The sequence below is a fragment of the Streptomyces sp. S6 genome (assembly GCF_054880855.1).
The window spans coordinates 1-19,673 of record NZ_JBTYMC010000112.1 but is presented as its reverse complement, the minus strand read 5'-3'; the positions used below and the strand labels follow the sequence as shown (position 1 = coordinate 19,673).

The window sequence follows — 19,673 nt, the reverse complement described above, 5'->3', positions numbered from 1 at the left end:
ACGGCGACGCTGCGGCCGACCGTCACGCCCCTGGAGTGGCACCGCATGGGCGATCCGCCGGCCCGCCGCCCCGTCCGCGAGCTGGGCAACGGCCCGACGGACCTGGCGCTGCTGGCGAGCGCGCTGGAGCGGGCGGCGAAGGAGGTGTCGGCGGCGGAGGTGGCTCCGCTGCTGACCCTCTGACACCTGACAGATCCTCAACTCGCGCCCTCTTCACCACCTTCCGTCATCACGACGCCGTCACAATCACCCGCTTGACACCGTTCGCGGTCTTGCCGACCCCCTCCACCCGGCGTAGACCCGTAGGACCAAAGTCCATAAGTCAGCAAACCCACGGGGCAGTGATGCGCAGCAGCACCAGCAGAACCGTGAAGACGGCGGCCGTGACCCTTCTCGCGGGGGCGTTATCGCTCTCGCTCGCCTCCTGCGGCGGCAGCGGGGACGACAAGTCGGGCGGAGACAGCAGCAAGGGGACGGAGACGACGGGAAGCGGTCTCACCCTTCCGAAGCTGAACGGCACCACGTTGGAGGTCGCGGCCGTCTGGTCCGGCGGTGAACAGGCCAACTTCAAGAAGGTGCTGGCGGAGTTCGAGAAGCGGACCGGGGCGAAGGTGACGTTCGTCCCGGCGCAGGACCCGATCATCAACTTCCTGGGCTCGAAGATCGCGGGCGGCAAACCGCCGGACATCGCGCTCCTCCCGCAGCCGGGCGCGATCAAACAGGCGGCCGACAAGGGCTGGGCCAAGCCCGTGACGGGCGAGGCGCTCAAGGAGGTCCGGAAGAACTACGCGCAGGGCTGGCAGGACATCGGCAAGGTGGGCGGCAAGCAGTACGGGGTCTACTACAAGGCCGCCAACAAGTCGCTGGTCTGGTACAACGCGAAGGTCTTCGAGAACGCGGGCGCGAAGGAACCGAAGACCTGGCCCGAACTCCTCTCCACCGCGCAGACGATCTACGACTCCGGGGTGACGCCGTTCTCCGTGCCGGGCGCGGACGGCTGGCCGCTCACCGACTGGTTCGAGAACGTCTACCTCTCGCAGGCCGGCCCCGAGAAGTACGACCAGCTCGCCAGGCACGAGATCAAGTGGACGGACCCCTCGGTCGCCGAGGCGCTGAAAACGCTTGCACAAGTCTGGGGCAAGCAGGAGTACTTGGCGGGCGGCGCGAACGGCTCGCTGCAACTCCAGTTCCCCAATTCGGTGACGCAGACGTTCACCGGCGGCGACCAGCCGAAGTCGGCGATGGTCTACGAGGGTGACTTCGTCCAGGTCAACATCGGCCAGACGAAGGCGAAGGTCGGGACGGACGCGAAGGTGTTCCCGTTCCCGAAGGTCGGCGCCACCACGCCGGTCGTCTCGGGCGGTGACGCGGCGGTGATCTTCAAGGACTCGCCGGGCGCCCAGGCCCTCGCGGCGTTCCTCGCCTCGCCGGACGCGGCCACCATCCAGGCGGGTTTGGGGGGTTACCTCTCGCCGAACAAGAGCGTCGCGTTCTCGGCGTACCCGAACGACGTGCAGCGCACGATCGCCGAGGCGCTGATCAAGGCGGGCGACGACTTCCGCTTCGACATGTCCGACCAGGCGCCGCAGGCGTTCGGCGGGACACCGGGGAAGGGTGAGTGGAAGGACCTCCAGGACTTCCTGAAGAACCCGTCCGACGTGGCCGGCGCGCAGGCGAAGCTGGAAGCGAACGCAGCCGCCGCGTACGGGAACTGACGCGGTGTCGACTCAGTCGGCCGTGCCGGTCCGCAAGAGCGTGACCGGCACCAGGAAATGGGTCGCGGCGCTGTTCCTGCTGCCCGCCCTGGTCCTGCTCGGCGCGCTCGTGGTCTACCCGATCGGGTACTCGGTCGTCAGGAGCCTCTACGACCAGTCCGGCGACTCCTTCGCCGGATTCGACAACTACAAATCGCTCTTCTCGGATGACGGAATCCGAACCGCCCTGAAGAACAACGTCATTTGGGTGGTGTTCGCACCCACCCTGACGACGGCGCTCGGACTGGTCTTCGCCGTGCTCACCGAACGGGTGCGCTGGGGAACGGCGTTCAAGCTGGTCGTCTTCATGCCGATGGCGATCTCGATGCTCGCCGCCGGGATCATCTTCCGGCTGGTGTACGACCAGGACCCGGACAAGGGCGTCGCGAACGCGGTCTGGGTGGGCGTGCACGACACGTTCGCGCAGTCCTCGGCGTTCCCGAAGGCGCACCCGGGACGGGACTCGCCGCTGATCGCGCAGGGGGACGGTTTCATCACCAAGTCCCCGGTACGGGTGGGCGATCCGGTCGCCCTGCCGCTGGTCGGCGTGGCTCCCGACCAGCTGCCGGACGACGCGAAGCGCGCCGAGCTGAAGGCGCCGGAGCCCGGCAAGGTCACCGGCACGGCCTGGCAGGACTTCACGCGCGGCAAGGGCGTCGGACGCCTCGGGCAGCCGGATCCCTCGGAGTTGGGGTACGCCGGCATGAAGATCGAGGCGGTGAAGGACGGCAAGGTCGTCGCCTCGGCCAAGGCGGCGGACGACGGCTCCTTCACGCTGCCCGCCTCCGCCGACGGGGCGCAACTCAGGCTTCCCGGCAGCAACTTCGGCGCCCCCTACAACGGACTCGACTGGCTGGGCCCGTCGTTGGTGACCCCGGCGATCATCGGGTCGTACATCTGGATGTGGGCCGGGTTCGCGATGGTGCTGATCGCCGCCGGACTCGCCGGTGTGCCCAGGGAGTTGATGGAGGCCGCGCGGGTGGACGGGGCGAACGAGTGGCAGGTGTTCCGGCGGATCACGGTGCCGATGCTCGCGCCGGTGCTCGCCGTCGTCACCGTCACGCTGATGATCAACGTGCTGAAGGTGTTCGACCTGGTGTTCATCATCGCCCCGGGCTCCTCGCAGGACGACGCGAACGTCCTCGCGCTGGAGCTGTACCGCAAGGGCTTCTCCGAGGACCAGCCGGGGATCGCGAGCGCCATCGCGGTGTTCCTGCTGCTGCTCGTCATCCCGGTGATGTGGTTCAACGTGCGGCGGCTGCGGCGGGAGGTGCGGCGGTGATCGCGAAGGTGGTCGAGAAGGTCAACAGCGGTGCCGTCCGCGTCGTTCTGGTCGTCGTCGGGCTGTTCTGGCTCGTGCCGACGGTCGGGCTGCTGCTGTCGTCGCTGCGAGCGCCGGAGGACATGGGGGCGAGCGGCTGGTGGAAGGTGTTCGCCGAGCCGTCCCAACTGACCTTCGGGAGCTACAAGAAGCTGCTGGAGAACAGTGACATCACGGACTCGATCCTCAACACCGTGCTGATCACCGTGCCGGCGACGGTCCTTGTCGTCGTGATCGGCGCGCTCGCCGGGTACGCGTTCGCGTGGATGGAGTTCCCGGGGCGGGACTGGTGGTTCCTGGGCGTGGTGGGGCTGTTGGTGGTGCCCGTGCAGGTGGCGCTGATCCCGATCGCCGAACTCTTCGGGAAACTGGGGCTGTTCGGCTCGGTGTTCGGGGTGATCCTGTTCCACACGGGGTACGGGCTGCCGTTCGCGGTGTTCCTGCTGCGCAACTTCTTCGCGGAGATCCCGCGTGAACTGCTGGAGGCCGCGCGGCTCGACGGGGCGGGTGAACTCCGTCTGTTCACCCGGGTCGTGCTGCCGCTGGGCGGTCCGGCGATCGCGAGCCTCGGCATCTTCCAGTTCCTGTGGGTGTGGAACGACATGCTGATCGCCCTGGTCTTCACGGACGCCGACAGCCAGCCGATCACCGTCGCGCTCCAGACCCAGGTGAGGCAGTTCGGCAACAACATCGACGTGCTGGCGCCGGGCGCGTTCATCTCGATGGTGATCCCGCTGGCCGTGTTCTTCGCGTTCCAGCGGCAGTTCGTGTCGGGGGTGATGGCGGGGGCACTGCACTGAACTGCCGCACGATCCGGGAGCAGGGGCGTCAGCCATCGCGCAGTTTGAGGGAGAGCACTGCCATCGTCGCCATCAGCGCCGACAGGACGAGCATGGCAGCCCGGAGATTCGCGAACTCGGCGATGCCGCCGATGAGGGGAGGTCCCGCCAGGAATCCGACGTATCCGATCGCGGAGACCGAGGCGATCGCGGGTCCGGGGCAGTCCGGACGAAGCCTGGCGACGTAGCTGAAAATCACGGGGATGACTGCCGCCATGCCGAGTCCGAGGAGTGCGTAGCCAACGAACCCGGCACTGGTGGTGGGGAGGGAGACTGAAACCACTGCTCCGACTCCGGCCACGAGAGCGCATCCGAGGGTGAACCGTACGGTGCCGGTTCGGGCGCGGATCCTGTCGGTGGAGAGGCGGCCGACGACCATTCCGGCAGAGAAGACGGCGAATCCGACTCCGGCCGCGCCAGGTGATGCCTCGGTCACGTCGCGGAGATAGACCGCGCCCCAATCGTTCATCACCCCTTCTCCCATCAGGGCGCAGAAGGCGACGAGCCCAGGGATCCACAACCCTGCGCCGGGAAGGGCGAAAACAGGGCCCGGGTCGGCTCGCTCCGGCGGATCGGGGATCAGGAAAACGGCCGTACCGGCTGCCGCCCCGTACAGCGCCACGGCGGTGATCGCGAAGTGTGGGCCGGTGCTCAGGCCTGCGGAGGCCGCCACGCTGCCGGCCACGGCGCCTGCGATCCCTCCGAGGCTGAACATGGCGTGAAAGCCCCCCAGTACAGCGCGTCCGTAGGCGCGTTCGACCAGGACCCCCTGGGTGTTCATGGCGACATCGACGGCGGTGTTGCCGCAGGCGAACAAGGCCAGGGCCACGGTCAGCAGTGGAAGGGTGGGGGCGAACGGCAGGGCGGCCAGGGCAGCCAGGTAGACGGTCATTCCGGTGAACAGCACCGGTCGGCTGCCGTACCTGGCCACCAGGCCGCCTACGAGGGGCAGGCCGAGGAACGCTCCGCCACTCAGTCCCACCAGCGCGACGGCCAGACGGCCTTCGGACAGTTCCAGCCGGTCCTGGATCGCGGGGACGCGGGAAGCCCAGGTGGCAAAGGCCGCGCCGGTGATGAAGAACAGCGCGGAAACGGCGACGCACATGGCCCGCAGCCGCGCGGATGTCCAGACAGGAGGCCCGGGCTGATCGGCTGATCCGCCGATCACAGGCTTCCGCGTGCCGGATCGGGCTGCCTGCGGGCCCGATGAATCCAGAGTCCGGCCGTCCGCTCCGTCCGGGCTGTTCCTCATAAATCGTGCGTCCTTCCGTTCGGTTTCAGACAGCGCGGCGGGCACGTGCGACGAGTGCGTCGCGTTCTTCCACCAGTACTTTGTGGAACACCTCGGCGAACATCCGCATGATCCGTTCGTCGTTCGGCGGCCCGAGGGAACTGAAACTCTGCCCCAGGACCAGCCTGCGCCGGCAGATCTCCTCTGCCACCGGGTATTCCTCGGGCCGGTAGCTGTGCCCCCCTGCCGCGTGGCCGCAGGACCACGGGCAGCCGCGCCCGTATCCGCGCATCTCTTGGAACAGGGTCTGTGCCGGAACGGGCTGAGGCTGCCAGCGCATGATGCCGAGCCCTTCCGCGTTCACCGCCTGTTCCACCGCGTCCCGGAACGCGTCCACCGGTATGTCTTCCAGACCGAGGTCTTCTGGACGGACCAGGAGCGGGTAGAAGAAATAGACGTGCGTGAGGCCGTCGGGTACGGCTGGCGTTCTGATGCCTGGTATGTCGGAGAGCGCCGCGGTGAGCGCCGCCCCGTTGGCCTGGCGGATGCGGGACATCTCCGGCAGCCGAGCGAGTTGTGAGCGGGCGAACGCCGCGGCGAGTACGTCGATCCTGTAGTTCCACCCCATGATGCGTGCGTTGTAGTCGCGAGTCTGGTCCGGAAGTTCTTCGCCGAACATCAGCACTCTGCGCGCGAGGCGGTGCTCATCCGCGTCACGGGTCGCGAACAGCCCTCCCTCACCGAGGGCCGACAGACATTTGGAACCGTTGAGGCTAGCTCCGCTCATGGTGCCAAGGCCACCCACAGGCCGACCGTGATAAGTGGCACCGTGAGCCTGGGCAGCGTCCTCGATCAGAGGCAGACCATGGCGGTCGGCGATCTCGCACAGCGCGTTGTAATCGGCCGGCAATCCGTTGAGGTCAACCGCGATGATCGCGCGAGTACGATCCGTGATCCGCTCCTCGATCAGGCCGGGGTCGATGTTGAACGTCTCGATGTCGGTGTCGACGAAGACGGGGATGGCGTTCGCCTGGAGGACACTGGAAGCCGAGGCGAGAAAAGTATCGGCGGGCACCAGTACTTCATCGCCCGGCTGGACGCCGGCTGCGGCTACGGCCATGTGCAACGCGGCTGTTCCAGAGTTGGCGGCAAGCACGTAGGGCATCTCCGTGAACTGCGCCCAGGCGTCTTCCAGTTCCTGGACAGTCTTCATCGGCCAGTGCCAGGGAGCCGCTTGATCCAGGGCTCGTTGTACAGCCCTCCGGTCTTCGTCGAGAATGTACGGCCACGGCGCCACCGCGCCGTCAGGTATGACCTTCTTCCCTCCGTCCACCGCTAGCAATTCGTCGTCACCACTTCCGCTTCGCCGAAGCGGGGAGCCAAAACCCTTCTCGAAGACGGCTGTTTGCGGAATATCACCCTGGCCGATGGAAGCTCGGGAAAACGTCCCAGTTTCTTGGCGAGCGCGGCCAGCCCCACCGGCAGCGAAACCTGTGGTTCGAAGCCGAGCGCGGCCAGATTCGATATGTCGGCCACGAGGGTGAAACTGTCTTCGAGACTGCTGTCGTCCACCTCCAGAAGCGCGGGCCGGCCTGTGGCCTCCCCTACAGCTTCGGCCAATTGACGCATGGAGACTTCGGTTCCGCTGCCCAAGTTGTAGATCTCGCCGTCCGCCCCTCGGTCCGCGAGCGCGATGAGCGAGCGGCACAGATCGTCGACGTGGATGAAGTCTCGTGTCTTGCGATCGATGTCCCCGACGACCGGAATCGGCCGGTCGTTGAGATGCCAGCGGAGAAACTGCGACACTTCACCGCCGGCCTGGCGTGGATCCTCGCCCGGACCGTAGATCACGAAGGATCGACCGATGACGACCGGCAGTCCTGATGTCTGGTGCAAGCTGCGCAGCGTGAGTTCACCCGAGAGTTTGGACGCCCCGTAGGGCAGGAACGGCCCAGTGGGGTGCTCTTCACGTATAGGCGTGTGCTGAGGGGTGCCGTAAACAATGGCGGAGGAGAGATAGACCAGCCGCCTTATTCCAAGTTCGAGCGAGGCGCTGCCGACATTACAGGTCGCGAGCGCGTTCAGATGGAAGTCAAGGCGCGGTTTCTCGACGGACAGAGTCCCGCTGGCGTTTCCCGCCAAGTGAAAAACGACGTCCGCTCCCTGAAGAGCGAGGAGAGTTTCGCCGTAGTCGCGTAAATCAGCACGTGAATGACGGACCCCGGGCAGAGAAGCGACATCCTCGTCGAGAACGGCGTGATCGACGACGACGACCTTCTTGCCCAAGTGACTCAATGCCGTGACGAGATGACGCCCGACGAACCCTGCTCCGCCGGTCACCACCACTTCCTCATAGTCCTGCAGAACGCTGGTCTCTGACGCGTGGATCAAAACAGCTGCTTCATCCTTTTTTCTCGCATCTCACGGAGGTCTGACCCTCGACGGCGCTCAACTGATCCGCTCCGCCGCCGGGACCGCTGCCGATCGACTCGCCAAGGACGCACCGGGAATGTGCCGACGGGCTCGCAGTCGGCGACGCCGTACGGCGGTGAGGGCAGCAGAGCGGTCACGGCCACGTTGCCCTCACCGGTCCTCGCCCTGAAGGCTTCACCCACGTCTTCGAGGCAGGCTCCCACGTGGACGACCCGGCCTGTCCGTGGCCGCAAGTCTCACGTCCGAAGCCATGCGCGCAGGGACCGACCTGATCTCGTCCACGGCGGTGTCGAGGCGCTCAGCCTCGACCGGCCATTGCGGGTCCAACAAAGTTACGTACGCACCCAGACCCTCTCGGTGGCCGACGTCCATGCGGTCTGCTGTCACCCGAGCTTGCGCAATGTTCAGATGCAAACCGTCCTCCACCGAAGGGCTGCACTTCAGGAGACTTTCGCGGCCCGTCGCGGTCACTTCCCGCACTTGCCGGGCTGGTGAAATCGCCTATGGGCTCTTCTGACTCGCGGGTTGTCAGTTCTCTCCACGCCTGGCCGGTCGTCGACAGCATCATTCGCCACCATACCGATCCGGGCGCCGACGGTGAACAACTCGATTCAGTCATCTGCGACATGATCCGGGTCGTGCTGCCGCTGGGCGGCCCTGCGATCACGCGCCTCGGCGTCTTCCGTTCCTGTGGGGGAGGGTGCGGCGAGCGCCTCGCGTTTCAGCAAGCGGTTGCACAACCCCGGGACGCGTCGTCCGCCGCGCGCACGGCGCGTCCCCCGGATGCCGTAACCCTGCGTAACCAACGCACGTGGGAGCGCGTTGCCGGGCAGAACGCCCGCGCCGACCCATGGATGTCCCCGTTGCCCAGGTTCAGTGTCATCGTCCCCGCGTACAAGGTCCAGGCGTACCTCCACGAGTGCCTCGCCTCGGTGCTGTCCCAGTCGTACCGGGACTTCGAGCTGATCGCCGTGGACGACGGCTCGCCGGACTCCTGCGGCGAGATCATCGACGAGTTCGCCGCCCGGGACGCCCGGGTGACCGCCCTGCACCTGCCGGAGAACGCCGGTCTCGGCGGCGCCCGCAACGCGGGGATCGCGCGGGCCACCGGCGACTATCTGGTCTTCCTCGACGGGGACGACACCCTCACCCCGGACGCGCTGCGGGCGATCGCCGACCGGCTGACGGAGACGGGTGAGCCGGAGGTGCTGGTCTACGACCACGCGAGCGTCCACTGGACGGGTGAACGGGTCCGGGACCGATTCGCGGGCCAGCTCACCGAGTCGGGGCCGGCGCCTTTCCGGCTGGAGGACCGTCCGGGGCTGCTGCGGGTCCTGATGGTCGCCTGGAACAAGGCGGTCCGCCGCGACTTCGCCGCCCGCGAGGGCCTCGCCTTCCCGCCGGGCTACTACGAGGACACGCCCTGGACGTACCCGGCCCTGATGGCCGCCGGGTCGATCGCGACCCTGGACCGCGTGTGCGTGCACTACCGGCAGCGCCGGCAGGGCAGCATCCTCTCCACGACGAGCCGTCAGCACTTCGACGTCTTCGACCAGTACGACCGTGTCTTCGCGTTCCTCGACCAGCGCCCCGGGCTCGCGCGCTGGCGGCCGGTGTTGTTCCGCCGGATGGTCGACCACCTCTCCACGGTGTTCACCCGCCCCGGCCGCCTCCCCGAGGACGCCCGCGCCGAGTTCCTGCGCAACGCCCGTACGCACTACCGCCGTTACCGTGTCCCCGGCGCCAAGGTCCCGCTGCGCTCCCGGCTCCGGCACTCCCTGGTCCACTTCGGCATGCACCGCACCTACCGGGCCGTCCAGTCGGCGACGGCTCTGCGCGGCCGGGTCCGGGGGCTCTCCGCGAAGGCCGGGCGCGCGCTGCGGGCCGCGCTGCTCCAACTCCACTACCGCATCCAGCTGAAGCTGCCCCTGCGCACCAATTCGGCTGTGTTCTCGGCCTATTGGGGACGCGGATACGCCTGCAACCCCGCCGCCCTGGAGTCCGCGTTCCGCGTGTTCGCGCCGCACGTGCGCACGGCGTGGATCGCGAACTCCGAGCACCAGCACACCATTCCGCCGGGCCCTCGTCGCATCACCCCCGGCACGGCCGCCTACTGGACGGCGCTGGCCCGCTCCGCCTACCTGGTGAACAACGTCAACTTCGACCGCAGGCTGGTCAAACGGCCCGGCCAGGTCTTCGTGCAGACCCAGCACGGCACCCCCCTCAAGCACATGGGCCTCGACCTCCAGGACCACCCCGCGGCCAGCCGTGACCTGGACTTCGCGGAGTTGCTGCGGGGCGTCGACAAGTGGGACTACGTCGTCTCCGCGAACCGCCACACCACGCTCACCTGGGAGCGCGTCTACCCGGGCGGCTACCAGACCCTGGAGACCGGCTACCCCCGCAACGACCTTCTCCTCCAGGCGACTTCGGACGACGTGTCGCGCATCCGCGCCTCGCTCGGCATCCCGCACGACACGGTCGCGATCCTCTACGCCCCCACCCACCGCGACTACCGCCGCTCGCAGCGCGTCGCCCTCAACCTGGAGCGGATCCTCGCCCGGCTCGGCGCGGGGTTCACGATCCTGGCCCGCGCCCACTACTGGCAGCCGGACGTCCTGCCGCGCGGCGGCCGGGTCATCGACGTCACCGGCCATCCGAGCGTCGAGTCCCTCTGCCTCGCGGCGGACGCGCTCGTCACGGACTACTCGTCGATCATGTTCGACTACGCGGTCCTCGACCGGCCGATCGTCATCCACGCGGACGACTGGGAGGCGTACGAGGCGGCCCGGGGAACCTACTTCGACCTGCGCGCCTTCCCGCCCGGCGCGGTCGCCCGCAGCGAGGACGAACTGATCGACATCTTCGCCACCGGCCACTGGCGCGGCTCCCGCTCCGCCGAACTGCGCGCCGCCTTCCGCGACCGCTTCTGCCCGTACGACGACGGCCGTGCCGCCGAACGCGTCGTGCGGCGTGTGGTGCTGGGCGAGGACCCGGCGTCGCTGCCGCCGTTCGTGCCCCCGGCGGGGCGTACCCCGGCGGCCTCGGCCCGGCCCGGCATCCCCCGGCCGGCCGGGGTCGACTCCCTTTCACCCCAGAGCAGTTGAAGTCCGGGACGGAAAGAACACAGAAAGACCAGCATGCCCCGTTTCAGCGTCATCGTCCCGTCCCACGGCGTCGCGGGCCGGCTCTCCCTCGCGCTGGACTCCGTCCTCGCCCAGCGCTTCTGGGACTTCGAACTGATCCCGGTCTGCGACGGCCCCGACTGCCCGGCCGCCGCCGTGATCGCCGGGTACGCGGACCGGGACACCCGGATCGCCCCGGTCCACTCGCCGCCGCCCGCCGGGCTGTCCGGGGCCCGCAACGCGGGTCTGCGCGCGGCCCGGGGGACGTACGTGCTGTTCCTGGACGGCGACGACCGGCTGACGCCGGACGCGCTGGCCTCCGTGGCCGGGCGCCTCAAGGAGACCGGTGAGCTGGACGTCCTGCACGTCGAGCACGAACGCCTCCCGTGGTGGGAGGGCGAGCCGACCAACCCGACGGCCAAGTCCCGTGCCCCGAAAGGGGTGTTCACCCCGGCGCAGGCCCCGCACCTCACCGGCGTGCGACTCCCGGCGTGGAGCGCGGTGTACCGGCGGGCCTTCCTGGCGGACCATCAGATCGAGTTTCCCGAGGGGCACTTCACGGACGTCGGTTTCGGCGGGCTCGTGACGCTGCACGCCGAGCGGGTCGCGCTGCTGCGCAAGGTCGTCGTACGGCATCTGCTGCGCCGGCAGGGCGGGCGGCTGAACCTGCCAGGCGAGCATCACCTCCAACTCCTCGACCAGGCCGAGCTGGTGCTGTGGCGGGCGGTGCGGCTCAAGCTCGTCCCGGAGCGGTCGGGGCCGTTGTTCGAGCAGCTCTTCGCCGCCGTCCTCAAGACCGCCGCGCACCCCGACCGGCTGACGGGGTGGCGGCGGCGGGCGTTCTTCCGGCGGGCCGGGCGGATGTACCGGCGGTACCGGCCCGCCGGGTTCCGCAGGCCGGGCGGGAGTCTCGGGGTGCAGCATCTCCTGCTGTCGGCGGGGGCGTTCACCCTGTTCGGGGCGGTGCAGAAGGCCCGCCGGAAGGCGGCTGCGCTGAGGCTCCCGCGCTGGAAGCGGCCGTCCGCGCCGCCTCCCCTGGATCCGAACCTCGCGGTGTACTGCGCCTATTGGGGCCGGGGGTACGTCTGCAACCCGGCGGCGATCCACGCCAAGGCGGGTCAACTCGCCCCGCACATCAGGTCGGTGTTCCTGGTGGAGCGCGGCCGGGAGCACACGGTCCCCGAGGGCGTCGAGCACGCGACGCTGGGCGGCCGTCGCGCCGGGGAACTGCTGGCCACGGCGACCTATCTGGTGAACAACGCCAACTTCGCGGCGGCCGTGGCGAAACGTGAGGGGAGCGTCCACCTCCAGACCCAGCACGGCACCCCCCTGAAGAAGATGGGCGTCGACCAGGCGACCTATCCGGTGGTCGCGTCGGTCACCGGCAGCTACACGACCTTGATGCGCAAGGTGGACCGCTGGGACTTCAACCTCTCCTCCAACCGCCACTCCACCCGGATCTGGGAACGCGCCTTCCCCGGCTCCTACGAGCAGTTGGAGTACGGCTATCCGCGCAACGACGTCTTCTACTCGACGACCGCCGACCAAGTCGCCGCGATCAGACGGACGTTGGGGGTTCCCGACGGCAGGACGGCGGTGCTGTACGCGCCGACGCACCGTGACTACCACTCCGGGTTCGAAACCGGCCTGGATCTCGCGGAGTTCGCCGCGGCGGCCGGTGAGGACGTCGTCGTCCTGCTGCGGGCGCACTACTACTACGACCGGGGTCCCCGGCTCGGGGCCGGTCAGGTCATCGACGTCACCGGGCATCCGTCGGCCGAGGAGGTCTGCCTGGCCGCCGACGTGCTGGTGACGGACTACTCGTCGATCATGTTCGACTACGCCAACCTGGACCGGCCGATCGTGGTGTACGTGCCCGACTGGGAGGTGTACGCCGAGACGCGGGGCGTGTACCTCGATCTGCCGGGGGCGCCGCCGGGGCCGGTGGCGCGGACGCCGGAGGACTTGGCCCGGATCTTCGCCGGGAAGGCGTACGCGTCCGAGGAGTCGGCGGCGCTGCGGGCCGAATTCCGGGCGCGGTTCTGCGAGTTCGACGACGGTCTGGCCGCCGAGCGGGTCGTCCGCAGGGTGCTGCTCGGTGAACCCCCGGAAGCGCTGCCGCCGTTGATCCCGCTCGCGGAGCGCACCCCCGCCCCGGCGGCGTCGCAGGCAAGGAGCTGACGTGCCTCGTTTCAGTGTGATCGTGCCCTGTTTCCAGGTCCGGAGTTTCCTGCGGGAGTGTCTGGACTCGCTGTTGGGGCAGACGTTCGGGGACTTCGAGGTGATCGCCGTCGACGACTGCTCGCCGGACGACAGCGGCGCGATCCTCGACGCGTACGCGGCCCGCGACGAACGGGTGCGGGTGCTGCACCTGCCGGAGAACGCCGGCCTCGGCGGCGCCCGCAACGCAGGGGCTCAACTCGCGTGCGGTGACTACCTGTTCTTCCTCGACAGCGACGACACCCTCACCCCTGGAGCCCTGGCCGCGATCGCGGACCGGCTTGCGGAGAGCGGCGATCCGGACGTCCTTGTCTTCGACTACGCCCGCTCCTACTGGTGGGGCGGGGTCCGCAGGAACGTCCTCGCGCATCTGCTGGCGCGGACCGACGAGGTGTTCTCGGTGGCCGAACTCCCGGAGATCCTCGACCTGATGATGGTCGCGTGGAACAAGGTGCAGCGCCGCGACTTCGTCGAACGCCTCGGCCTCACCTTCCCGCCGGGCTACTACGAGGACACGCCGTGGACGTTCCCGCTGCTGTTCAGCGCCGGGCGGGTCGCGCTGCTCGACCGGATCTGCGTGCTGTACCGGCAGCGCCGCCAGGGCAGCATCCTCTCCACCACGAGCCGTAAGCACTTCGACGTCCACGAGCAGTACGGCCGGGTCTTCGCGTTCCTCGACTCCCGTCCGGAGCTTGCGCGTTGGCGTCCGTTCCTGCACCGCAAGATGGGTGAGCACTGCCTCGACATCCTCGGCAGGCCGAACCGGCTGCCGCCCGCCGACAAGGCCGAGTTCTTCCGCCGCACGGCCGAGCTGTTCCGCGCGCACCGCCCGGAGGAGGAGTCGATCCCGCCCGAACTGCGGGTCCTGTACGGGAGTTGGGCGTCCTACCTGGCCCGCCGACGCACCGAGGCTCTCCGCATGCGGCTGCGCAGGGCGACCCTCCCCCGGGCCCGCCGGACCGTCGCCCAGGCCCGGCTGAACCGGCCGCTGGACCCCGACTTGGTGCTGTACTCGGCGTTCTCCCACCGAGGCGTCCTGGGTGATCCGGCCGCGATCTACCACAAGGCCCGCGAGCTCGCCCCGCACCTGCGCGGGGTGTGGGTGGTCCGGGACGACGCGACGCCGGTCCCGGAGGGCGTGGAACGGGTCCTGCCCGACTCCCGCGCCTACCGGCAACTCGCCGCCAGAGCCTCGTACTTCGTCAACAACGTCACCTGGCCCGCCGCACTCGTGAAGCGCCCCGGCAGCACGCACATCCACACCCACCAGGGCACCCCGCTCAAGTACATGGCGGCCGACCTCCTCGCCAAACCCGGTGCCCGCTACGGCGTGGACGTGCCGAGGATGCTGCGGCAGGCCGACCGCTGGGACCACAGCCTGGTCGCCAACCCGCACTCGGAGCTGGTGTGGGAGCGGGCCTACCCCTGCCACTTCACGTCCGCCCGCACCGGCAGCCCACGCAACGACGTCCTCGTGACCGCCGCTCCGGACACGGGAGTTGCCGTCCGGGAGCGGCTCGGCATCCCCGCCGGGCACACCGTCGTGCTGTACGCCCCGACGCGCCGCGACCACGTCCGGGGCGGGCACGTCGACCGGATCGACCTCGCCCGGTTCGCCGCCGGCCTCGGCGAGGACCACACCCTCGTGGTCCGGCTGCACCCCTCGCTCGCGGCGGGCCCGGTGCGCGGGATGGGGCTCACCGAGCTGCACCGGCGCGGGGTGCTGGTCGACGCGACGGACGAACTCCACGTCGAGGAGGTGATGTTGGCGTCGGATGTCCTCGTCACCGACTACTCGGCCCTGATGTTCGACTATGCCAACCTGGACCGCCCGATCGTCCTGCACGCCGACGACCTCGCCACGTACACCGCCGCGCGGGGTCTGTACTTCGACGTCACCGCCGAGCCGCCCGGCCATGTCACCCGGAACCAGGGGGAGTTGGCGGAGCTGTTCGCGTCAGGGGGCTGGCGGGACGAGGAATCGGCGTTGCTGCGCAAGGAGTTCCGGGCGCGGTTCTGCGTGTTCGACGACGGACGTGCCGCCGAGCGTGTCGTGCGGACTCTGCTGCTCGGCGAGTCGATGCCGGTGCGGATGCCGGCGGCGGGCGGGTGAGGACGCGGGCGTGGGTGCTGGTGCTGGCGGCGCTGTTCGCCGTGTGCCAACTCGCGGTCGTCACCGGGCGGGACACGCCCGACACGAAGAACTACCTGTCGTACGCGCTGTCGTTGGGCGGCGCCGGGAAGCGGGCCGCCGCCTCGGCGACGATCGACTACGTGTGCGCGGGCCGGGGTGCGACGGCCTCGCGGCGGCAGGGTGTGGACGTCACCCGGTTTCGTGCGCCCGACCCGGGGGCGCGGGTCGCCGCCGCGTGCCGGGCGAAGGAGTGGCGGGCGGTCGACGCGCGGCTCCGGGCCGGTCAGGTCGGGGGCCGTACCGTGCCGTTCGCGTCCGCGCGGTTCATGCGGATCTTCGAGGCGCGGCCCGGGTATCCGGTGTATCTGGTGCCGTTCCTCGCGGTGTTCGGGGTGACGTGGGGGGTGTGGGCGGCGAGCGTGACCGTGGCTGTCGTCGGGGGCCTGCTGGTGTTTCTGGTCCTGCGCACGCTGCGTGCCCCGCCGTTCGCGTGTCTGGCCGGGCAGGGCCTGTACTACGCGCTGCCGGTCGGCACGACCGCGATGCGCCCGATGGCCGAGGGTCTGATGCTGGCGCTCACGCTGGCGGCCCTGTGGGGGTGCGCGCTGGTCCTGGAGGGCGGGCGGAGTGTCGTCGGCATCTGGCTGACCGGTGCCGCGCTGGCCGCGCTGTTCACCGTCAAGCACTCGCAGGCGCTGTTCCTCGGGGTGTGTCTCGGTGTTGCCGCAACCGTTTGCCGGCTGTTGTGGGGTCGGCGCCGGGTGCTCGTGGTCGCGTGGGTGGGGTTCGGTGGGGCCGCGGTGACGGTCGTGCTGGCCCGGCTGCTGCACTTTCCGTCGGCCTCGGAGAGCGTGCAGGACCTGCTGACCGGGCATTTCGCGGAGCCTGACCGGGCGCGGCCGTGGGTGGAGCTGGTGCGGCTGGAGGGGCGGTTCTGGGTGGAGTGGCTGCGGCGGCAGTTGTGGGAGCCGTTGCTGCTGGTTTCCGTCGCGGCCGGGGTGTGGGGGGTGGCGCGGCGGCGGGAGTTCGGGGTGTTCGCGGTCGCCGTGGCGGGGACGGGGGTACTGACGCAGGCGGGGCATCCGGACATCGGGATCTGGGGCGGGCGGCTGGTGGTCCTGGTGTGGGTGGTGGCGGTGGTGGGGGTGCCGTTGCTTCTGGAACGTGACGGCGTTCATGTGATCACCCGACCGGGTGATCGTCAGCTAAAGCCGGTCCCCTCGCCGGGAACACCCTCGGAATGCCGCTGATCCCCCTCCTCTCCCCCGCCCGGTGAGCGCCGACGCCCTGACCCGTCGTCCCGCGCGCGGGGCGACGGCGTTGCGCGGTGGCCGGGTATGGCGGCCGAGCCCCTACCAGGTGGTCGGGTTCGGGTTCTTCATCGTGATGACGCTGGCGTGCTGGCGGGTGCCGCTGTGCTGCGACGCGGGACAGCACGCGGCGGTGGTCGAGCGGCTGAAGGCGGATCTGCTGAACCCGCGCCACCCGACGGCCGACCTGCCGGGCACCGGCAGCCCGTACTACTCGCCGTACGCGCTCGCGCAGGCCGTGTTCGCGCGGCTGACCGGGCTGACGGGCTGGGAGGTGCTGCGGCTCGCCGCCCCGCTGAACCTGCTGGTGCTGCTCACCGGGCTCGGCCGGCTCGTGCGGGTGCTGACGCCGCGTCCCTGGGCACCTGTGCTGGCACTGGCCGCGATGACGCTCCTGTGGGGTACCGACCGTGCCTGGTGGAGCGGTTATCTGGGGCTGATGTCGATGACCGGGACGCTGCCCTATCCGTCCGCGTTCGCCGTCGGACTGACCTTCTGGGCGTGGGCCCTGACGGGTGCACGCGCGCGTGACGTGCGCCGGGTGCGTTTCGTCGGCCCGCGCGGGATGCGTGGTTTCACCGGGTACGCCGCTGTGGGGGCGCTGTACGGGCTGGTCCTCCTGGTGCATCCGATCACCGCGGTGGCCGCGTTCCTCGGGGGTGCCGCCTTCGTGCTGGGGTGGGAGCGGGGGTGGCGGTCCGGCGCGCTCGCGCGGTGGGTGACGGCCGGTGCGGTGGCGGTCGTCGTCGCGGCGGCCTGGCCCTGGTACGACGTGTTCGCGCTGGCCGGGGACACCGGCGTCGACGGCATCCACAAGCGGCTGTACCTCGACCTGTGGGGTCACTTCTGGCTCGCCCTGCTCGGCCTCCCGGCGCTGTGGGCGCGGGCTCGGCGCTCGGCGCGCGATCCTCTGGTGCTGCTGTTCGCCTCGGAGTGCGCGGTGGTGGCGTACGGCTGGTTCAGCGGCCACTACACGTACGGGCGCGTGCTGGGGCTCGCGCTGGTGCCGCTCCAGTTCGCGCTGGCCGTGGAGCTGTCCGCGCCCCGCCCCTGGCACCCCGGCCGCCGGATCCTCGCGGGGTGCGCGGCCCTCGCCGTCTGCCTGGGCTTCTGGACGGTCCAGGCCGGCGCCGTCGTCCCGCGCGCGCTGGACCCCGTCGGCTTCGACCAGCCTCCTGACTGGCCTTCGTACGACTGGGCCGCCCGGTACATCCGCCCCGGCGAGGTCGTCGTCACCGACGGCTATCACGCCGTCCACGCGATCGCCGGCTACGGCGCGAACCTGGCCGCCCCTGTCTGGCCGGACGCGTCGGTCCCCGAAGGGGTGCGCGCGGCACGCCTCGCGGATGTGCGCGCGTACCTGTCCCCCACGGCCGGTTTCGCCGAGCGGGCCGCGCTGGGGCGCCGGTACCGCGTGCGGTGGCTGCTGCTGACGCGGTGGCATCGGGTGCCGGAGGAGGCGGTGGTGGTGGCGTGGAGCAGGCGGACGGGGGAGGTGCTGGCGCGGGTCCGGTACGAGGCGGACGCGCCCCGCTCCGACACGCCGAAGGCCCCACAGGGCGCCTGGAGGGCCGTTCCGTCCAGCCGGGGGATGTTGGACGGAACGGCCCACCGGACGGCCTGAGGGGCCTTCGGGGAGCTTTGTCGGGGCCGTTGGGGCCGCCGGGGAGGGTGGGTCGGGTGACCCACCCCGAGGCGAAACGATTACTCGATGACGAGGTCGACCTTGATGTTGCCGCGGGTGGCGTTGGAGTACGGGCAGACCTGGTGGGCGGTCTCGACCAGCTTGCGGCCGGTGGCCTCGTCCACGGTGTCGGGCAGCTCCACGCGGAGGGTGACCTTGAGGCCGAAGCCCTCGCCCTGCTTGCCTATGCCGACCTCGGCGGTGACGGCGGCGTCGCTGACGTCGACCTTGGCGTTACGGCCGACGAGGCCCAGCGCGCTGCCGAAGCAGGCGGCGTAACCGGCGGCGAAGAGCTGCTCGGGGTTGGTGCCCTCGCCGTTGCCGCCGAGCTCCGTCGGCAGCGCCAGCGCGACGTCGATCTTGCCGTCGTTCGTGAAGGCACGGCCGTCGCGGCCGTGGGTGGCGGTGGCGACTGCGGTGTAGATCGCGTCCATGGTTCGAACCATCCCTCTGGGTATGTCGTGACGGGGGGGGTGGCCGGCCCTTCCGCGTCTCCGCGTCCGGACCGCCTCACGGAGATAAGTAGAGCACACAACTAAGTTGTGCACAACTGAATGGCTCGCGAGAGCTACTCTTGACCCATGAGCCCGACGACGCCGACGCCCGCCGCAGCCGGAGAGAACTGGCTGCGCCTGGACCGCCAGATCTGCTTCTCCCTGCACGCCGCCTCGCGCGCCTTCAACGGCGTCTACCGAGTGGTCCTCAAGGACCTCGGCCTGACCTACCCCCAGTACCTCGTGATGCTGGTCCTCTGGGAAGAGGGCCCCCTCCCGGTCAAGAAGCTCGGCGAGCACCTGCGCCTCGACTCCGGGACCCTCTCCCCGCTGCTCAAGCGCCTGGAGTCGGCCGGCCTCGTCCGCCGCGAGCGCAGCGCGCGCGACGAGCGCTCCGTGGAGGTGCTCCTCACCGACGAGGGCACCGCCCTGCGCGAGCGGGCCCGCCAGGTACCGCGCCGCATCCTGTCCGCGACGAGCTTCGACCCGGACGAGATCCGCCTCCTCAAGAGCCAGCTCGACGCGCTCACCACCGCACTGGACGAGGCGGCCCTCGAAGAGTCCCGCCCTTAGGGCCTGCCCCGGTCCTTGCGGACGTACAGCCGGATCACCGTGCCGTGCAGGACGGCCACCCGGGAGGGCCGCGCGGCGACGAAATCGTCCTTGAGGATCTCCAGTTTGGTCTTCTCGACCGGTTCGGTGGGCGCCCACCGGCTGCCCTTCCACAGGGTGTACGACTGGGAGACCACCCAGAGCCGGTCGACGCCCCGGAAGGCGGCGCGCACCTCCTCGGGGGACAGGTTCGTCCCGTAGAGCGTCCCGGAGGCGGGTCCCGGGACGGCCAGCGTCATGTCCCGGGTGCCCCGGAAGTCGGCGGGGTAGGCCAGCTCCGAGCGGCGCGAGATCTCCGGCAGGTACATCACGGGGTCCCCGGGGCGCATCATCCGCGCGGCGGCGGCGCCGACCTCGTGGAGGTTGTCCGAGCGCGAGGCCGTCGTCCGCTCGAACCGCTGCCTCGGGAGCTGGAACGCGAAGGCCCCGGCGATCGCCAGCACCCCCACGAGGGCGACGGCCCCCTGGAGCACCACGCGCCTGCGTGCGGGCGCCTGCCCGGTGGACGGCACGTCG

General features: G+C 69.9%; 13 protein-coding genes and 2 pseudogenes. 10 read left to right on the top strand and 5 right to left on the bottom strand.

The window, feature by feature from the left end:
• The 4 genes and pseudogenes from ACVNF4_RS17730 to ACVNF4_RS17715 form a co-directional block, all read left to right on the top strand.
• Window positions 1–183 (top strand): annotated as a pseudogene (locus tag ACVNF4_RS17730) (FtsK/SpoIIIE domain-containing protein); the annotation flags it as partial.
• Window positions 184–344: 161 nt separating this feature from the next.
• Window positions 345–1,715 carry an ABC transporter substrate-binding protein gene (locus tag ACVNF4_RS17725; RefSeq protein ID WP_461803789.1) on the top strand — a complete coding sequence of 457 codons (1,371 nt, stop codon included), beginning with the start codon at window positions 345–347 and terminating at the stop codon, window positions 1,713–1,715.
• A gap of 40 nt (window positions 1,716–1,755) precedes the next feature.
• A complete protein-coding gene (locus tag ACVNF4_RS17720; protein WP_461803791.1) occupies window positions 1,756–3,036 on the top strand; it encodes a carbohydrate ABC transporter permease in 1,281 nt (426 codons plus the stop codon).
• On the top strand, window positions 3,033–3,875 hold the full coding sequence (locus ACVNF4_RS17715; RefSeq protein ID WP_461803788.1) for a carbohydrate ABC transporter permease: 843 nt from the start codon (window positions 3,033–3,035) through the stop codon (window positions 3,873–3,875). Before ACVNF4_RS17720 ends, ACVNF4_RS17715 begins: the two co-directional genes overlap by 4 nt.
• 28 nt (window positions 3,876–3,903) lie before the next feature.
• On the opposite strand, the gene ACVNF4_RS17710 is transcribed toward ACVNF4_RS17715, so the two are convergent.
• The 3 genes from ACVNF4_RS17710 to ACVNF4_RS17700 all read right to left on the bottom strand — a co-directional run bounded on the left by ACVNF4_RS17710 (window position 3,904) and on the right by ACVNF4_RS17700 (window position 7,485).
• Complete coding sequence (locus ACVNF4_RS17710) at window positions 3,904–5,019, bottom strand: MFS transporter (protein ID WP_461803787.1); 1,116 nt, start codon at window positions 5,017–5,019, stop codon at window positions 3,904–3,906.
• 172 nt (window positions 5,020–5,191) lie between these two features.
• Complete coding sequence (locus tag ACVNF4_RS17705; RefSeq protein ID WP_461803790.1) at window positions 5,192–6,442, bottom strand: DegT/DnrJ/EryC1/StrS family aminotransferase; 1,251 nt, start codon at window positions 6,440–6,442, stop codon at window positions 5,192–5,194.
• Between the two features lie 38 nt (window positions 6,443–6,480).
• Window positions 6,481–7,485, bottom strand: coding sequence for an NAD-dependent epimerase/dehydratase family protein (locus tag ACVNF4_RS17700; RefSeq protein WP_461803786.1), 1,005 nt, complete (start codon window positions 7,483–7,485; stop codon window positions 6,481–6,483).
• Between the two features lie 956 nt (window positions 7,486–8,441).
• Here ACVNF4_RS17700 and ACVNF4_RS17695 point away from each other — a divergent pair.
• Genes ACVNF4_RS17695 through ACVNF4_RS17675 form a run of 5 tightly spaced genes read left to right on the top strand, consistent with a single transcriptional unit; the run spans window position 8,442 to window position 17,991 of the window.
• A complete protein-coding gene (locus ACVNF4_RS17695; RefSeq protein WP_461803785.1) occupies window positions 8,442–10,685 on the top strand; it encodes a bifunctional glycosyltransferase/CDP-glycerol:glycerophosphate glycerophosphotransferase in 2,244 nt (747 codons plus the stop codon).
• Between the two features lie 33 nt (window positions 10,686–10,718).
• Window positions 10,719–12,884 carry a bifunctional glycosyltransferase/CDP-glycerol:glycerophosphate glycerophosphotransferase gene (locus ACVNF4_RS17690; protein WP_461803784.1) on the top strand — a complete coding sequence of 722 codons (2,166 nt, stop codon included), beginning with the start codon at window positions 10,719–10,721 and terminating at the stop codon, window positions 12,882–12,884.
• A gap of 1 nt (window position 12,885) precedes the next feature.
• A complete protein-coding gene (locus ACVNF4_RS17685; RefSeq protein ID WP_461803783.1) occupies window positions 12,886–15,036 on the top strand; it encodes a bifunctional glycosyltransferase/CDP-glycerol:glycerophosphate glycerophosphotransferase in 2,151 nt (716 codons plus the stop codon).
• Window positions 15,033–16,307: a hypothetical protein gene (locus ACVNF4_RS17680; protein ID WP_461803782.1), complete on the top strand. Its 1,275-nt coding sequence runs from the start codon at window positions 15,033–15,035 to the stop codon at window positions 16,305–16,307. The genes ACVNF4_RS17685 and ACVNF4_RS17680 overlap by 4 nt, the downstream gene beginning before the upstream one ends.
• Before the next feature lie 22 nt (window positions 16,308–16,329).
• Window positions 16,330–17,991, top strand: coding sequence for a hypothetical protein (locus tag ACVNF4_RS17675; RefSeq protein ID WP_461803781.1), 1,662 nt, complete (start codon window positions 16,330–16,332; stop codon window positions 17,989–17,991).
• An 80-nt stretch (window positions 17,992–18,071) separates the two neighbouring features.
• On the opposite strand, the gene ACVNF4_RS17670 is transcribed toward ACVNF4_RS17675, so the two are convergent.
• On the bottom strand, window positions 18,072–18,485 hold the full coding sequence (locus ACVNF4_RS17670; protein ID WP_461803780.1) for an organic hydroperoxide resistance protein: 414 nt from the start codon (window positions 18,483–18,485) through the stop codon (window positions 18,072–18,074).
• A 147-nt stretch (window positions 18,486–18,632) separates the two neighbouring features.
• On the opposite strand from ACVNF4_RS17670, the gene ACVNF4_RS17665 reads away from it, so the two are divergent.
• A complete protein-coding gene (locus tag ACVNF4_RS17665; RefSeq protein ID WP_461803779.1) occupies window positions 18,633–19,118 on the top strand; it encodes a MarR family winged helix-turn-helix transcriptional regulator in 486 nt (161 codons plus the stop codon).
• On the opposite strand, the pseudogene ACVNF4_RS17660 reads toward ACVNF4_RS17665, so the two are convergent.
• Window positions 19,115–19,673, bottom strand: a pseudogene (locus ACVNF4_RS17660) (glycosyltransferase family 39 protein); the annotation flags it as partial. The gene ACVNF4_RS17665 and the pseudogene ACVNF4_RS17660 overlap by 4 nt on opposite strands.

What these genes read in the sequence shown, in the direction of transcription:
- ACVNF4_RS17710 (WP_461803787.1), bottom strand. Translation starts at nt 5,019, where the DNA reads ATGTGCGTCGCCGTTTCCGCGCTGTTCTTCATCACCGGCGCGGCCTTT.
- ACVNF4_RS17725 (WP_461803789.1), top strand. Translation starts at nt 345, where the DNA reads ATGCGCAGCAGCACCAGCAGAACCGTGAAGACGGCGGCCGTGACCCTT.
- ACVNF4_RS17670 (WP_461803780.1), bottom strand. Translation starts at nt 18,485, where the DNA reads ATGGACGCGATCTACACCGCAGTCGCCACCGCCACCCACGGCCGCGAC.
- ACVNF4_RS17665 (WP_461803779.1), top strand. Translation starts at nt 18,633, where the DNA reads ATGAGCCCGACGACGCCGACGCCCGCCGCAGCCGGAGAGAACTGGCTG.
- ACVNF4_RS17690 (WP_461803784.1), top strand. Translation starts at nt 10,719, where the DNA reads ATGCCCCGTTTCAGCGTCATCGTCCCGTCCCACGGCGTCGCGGGCCGG.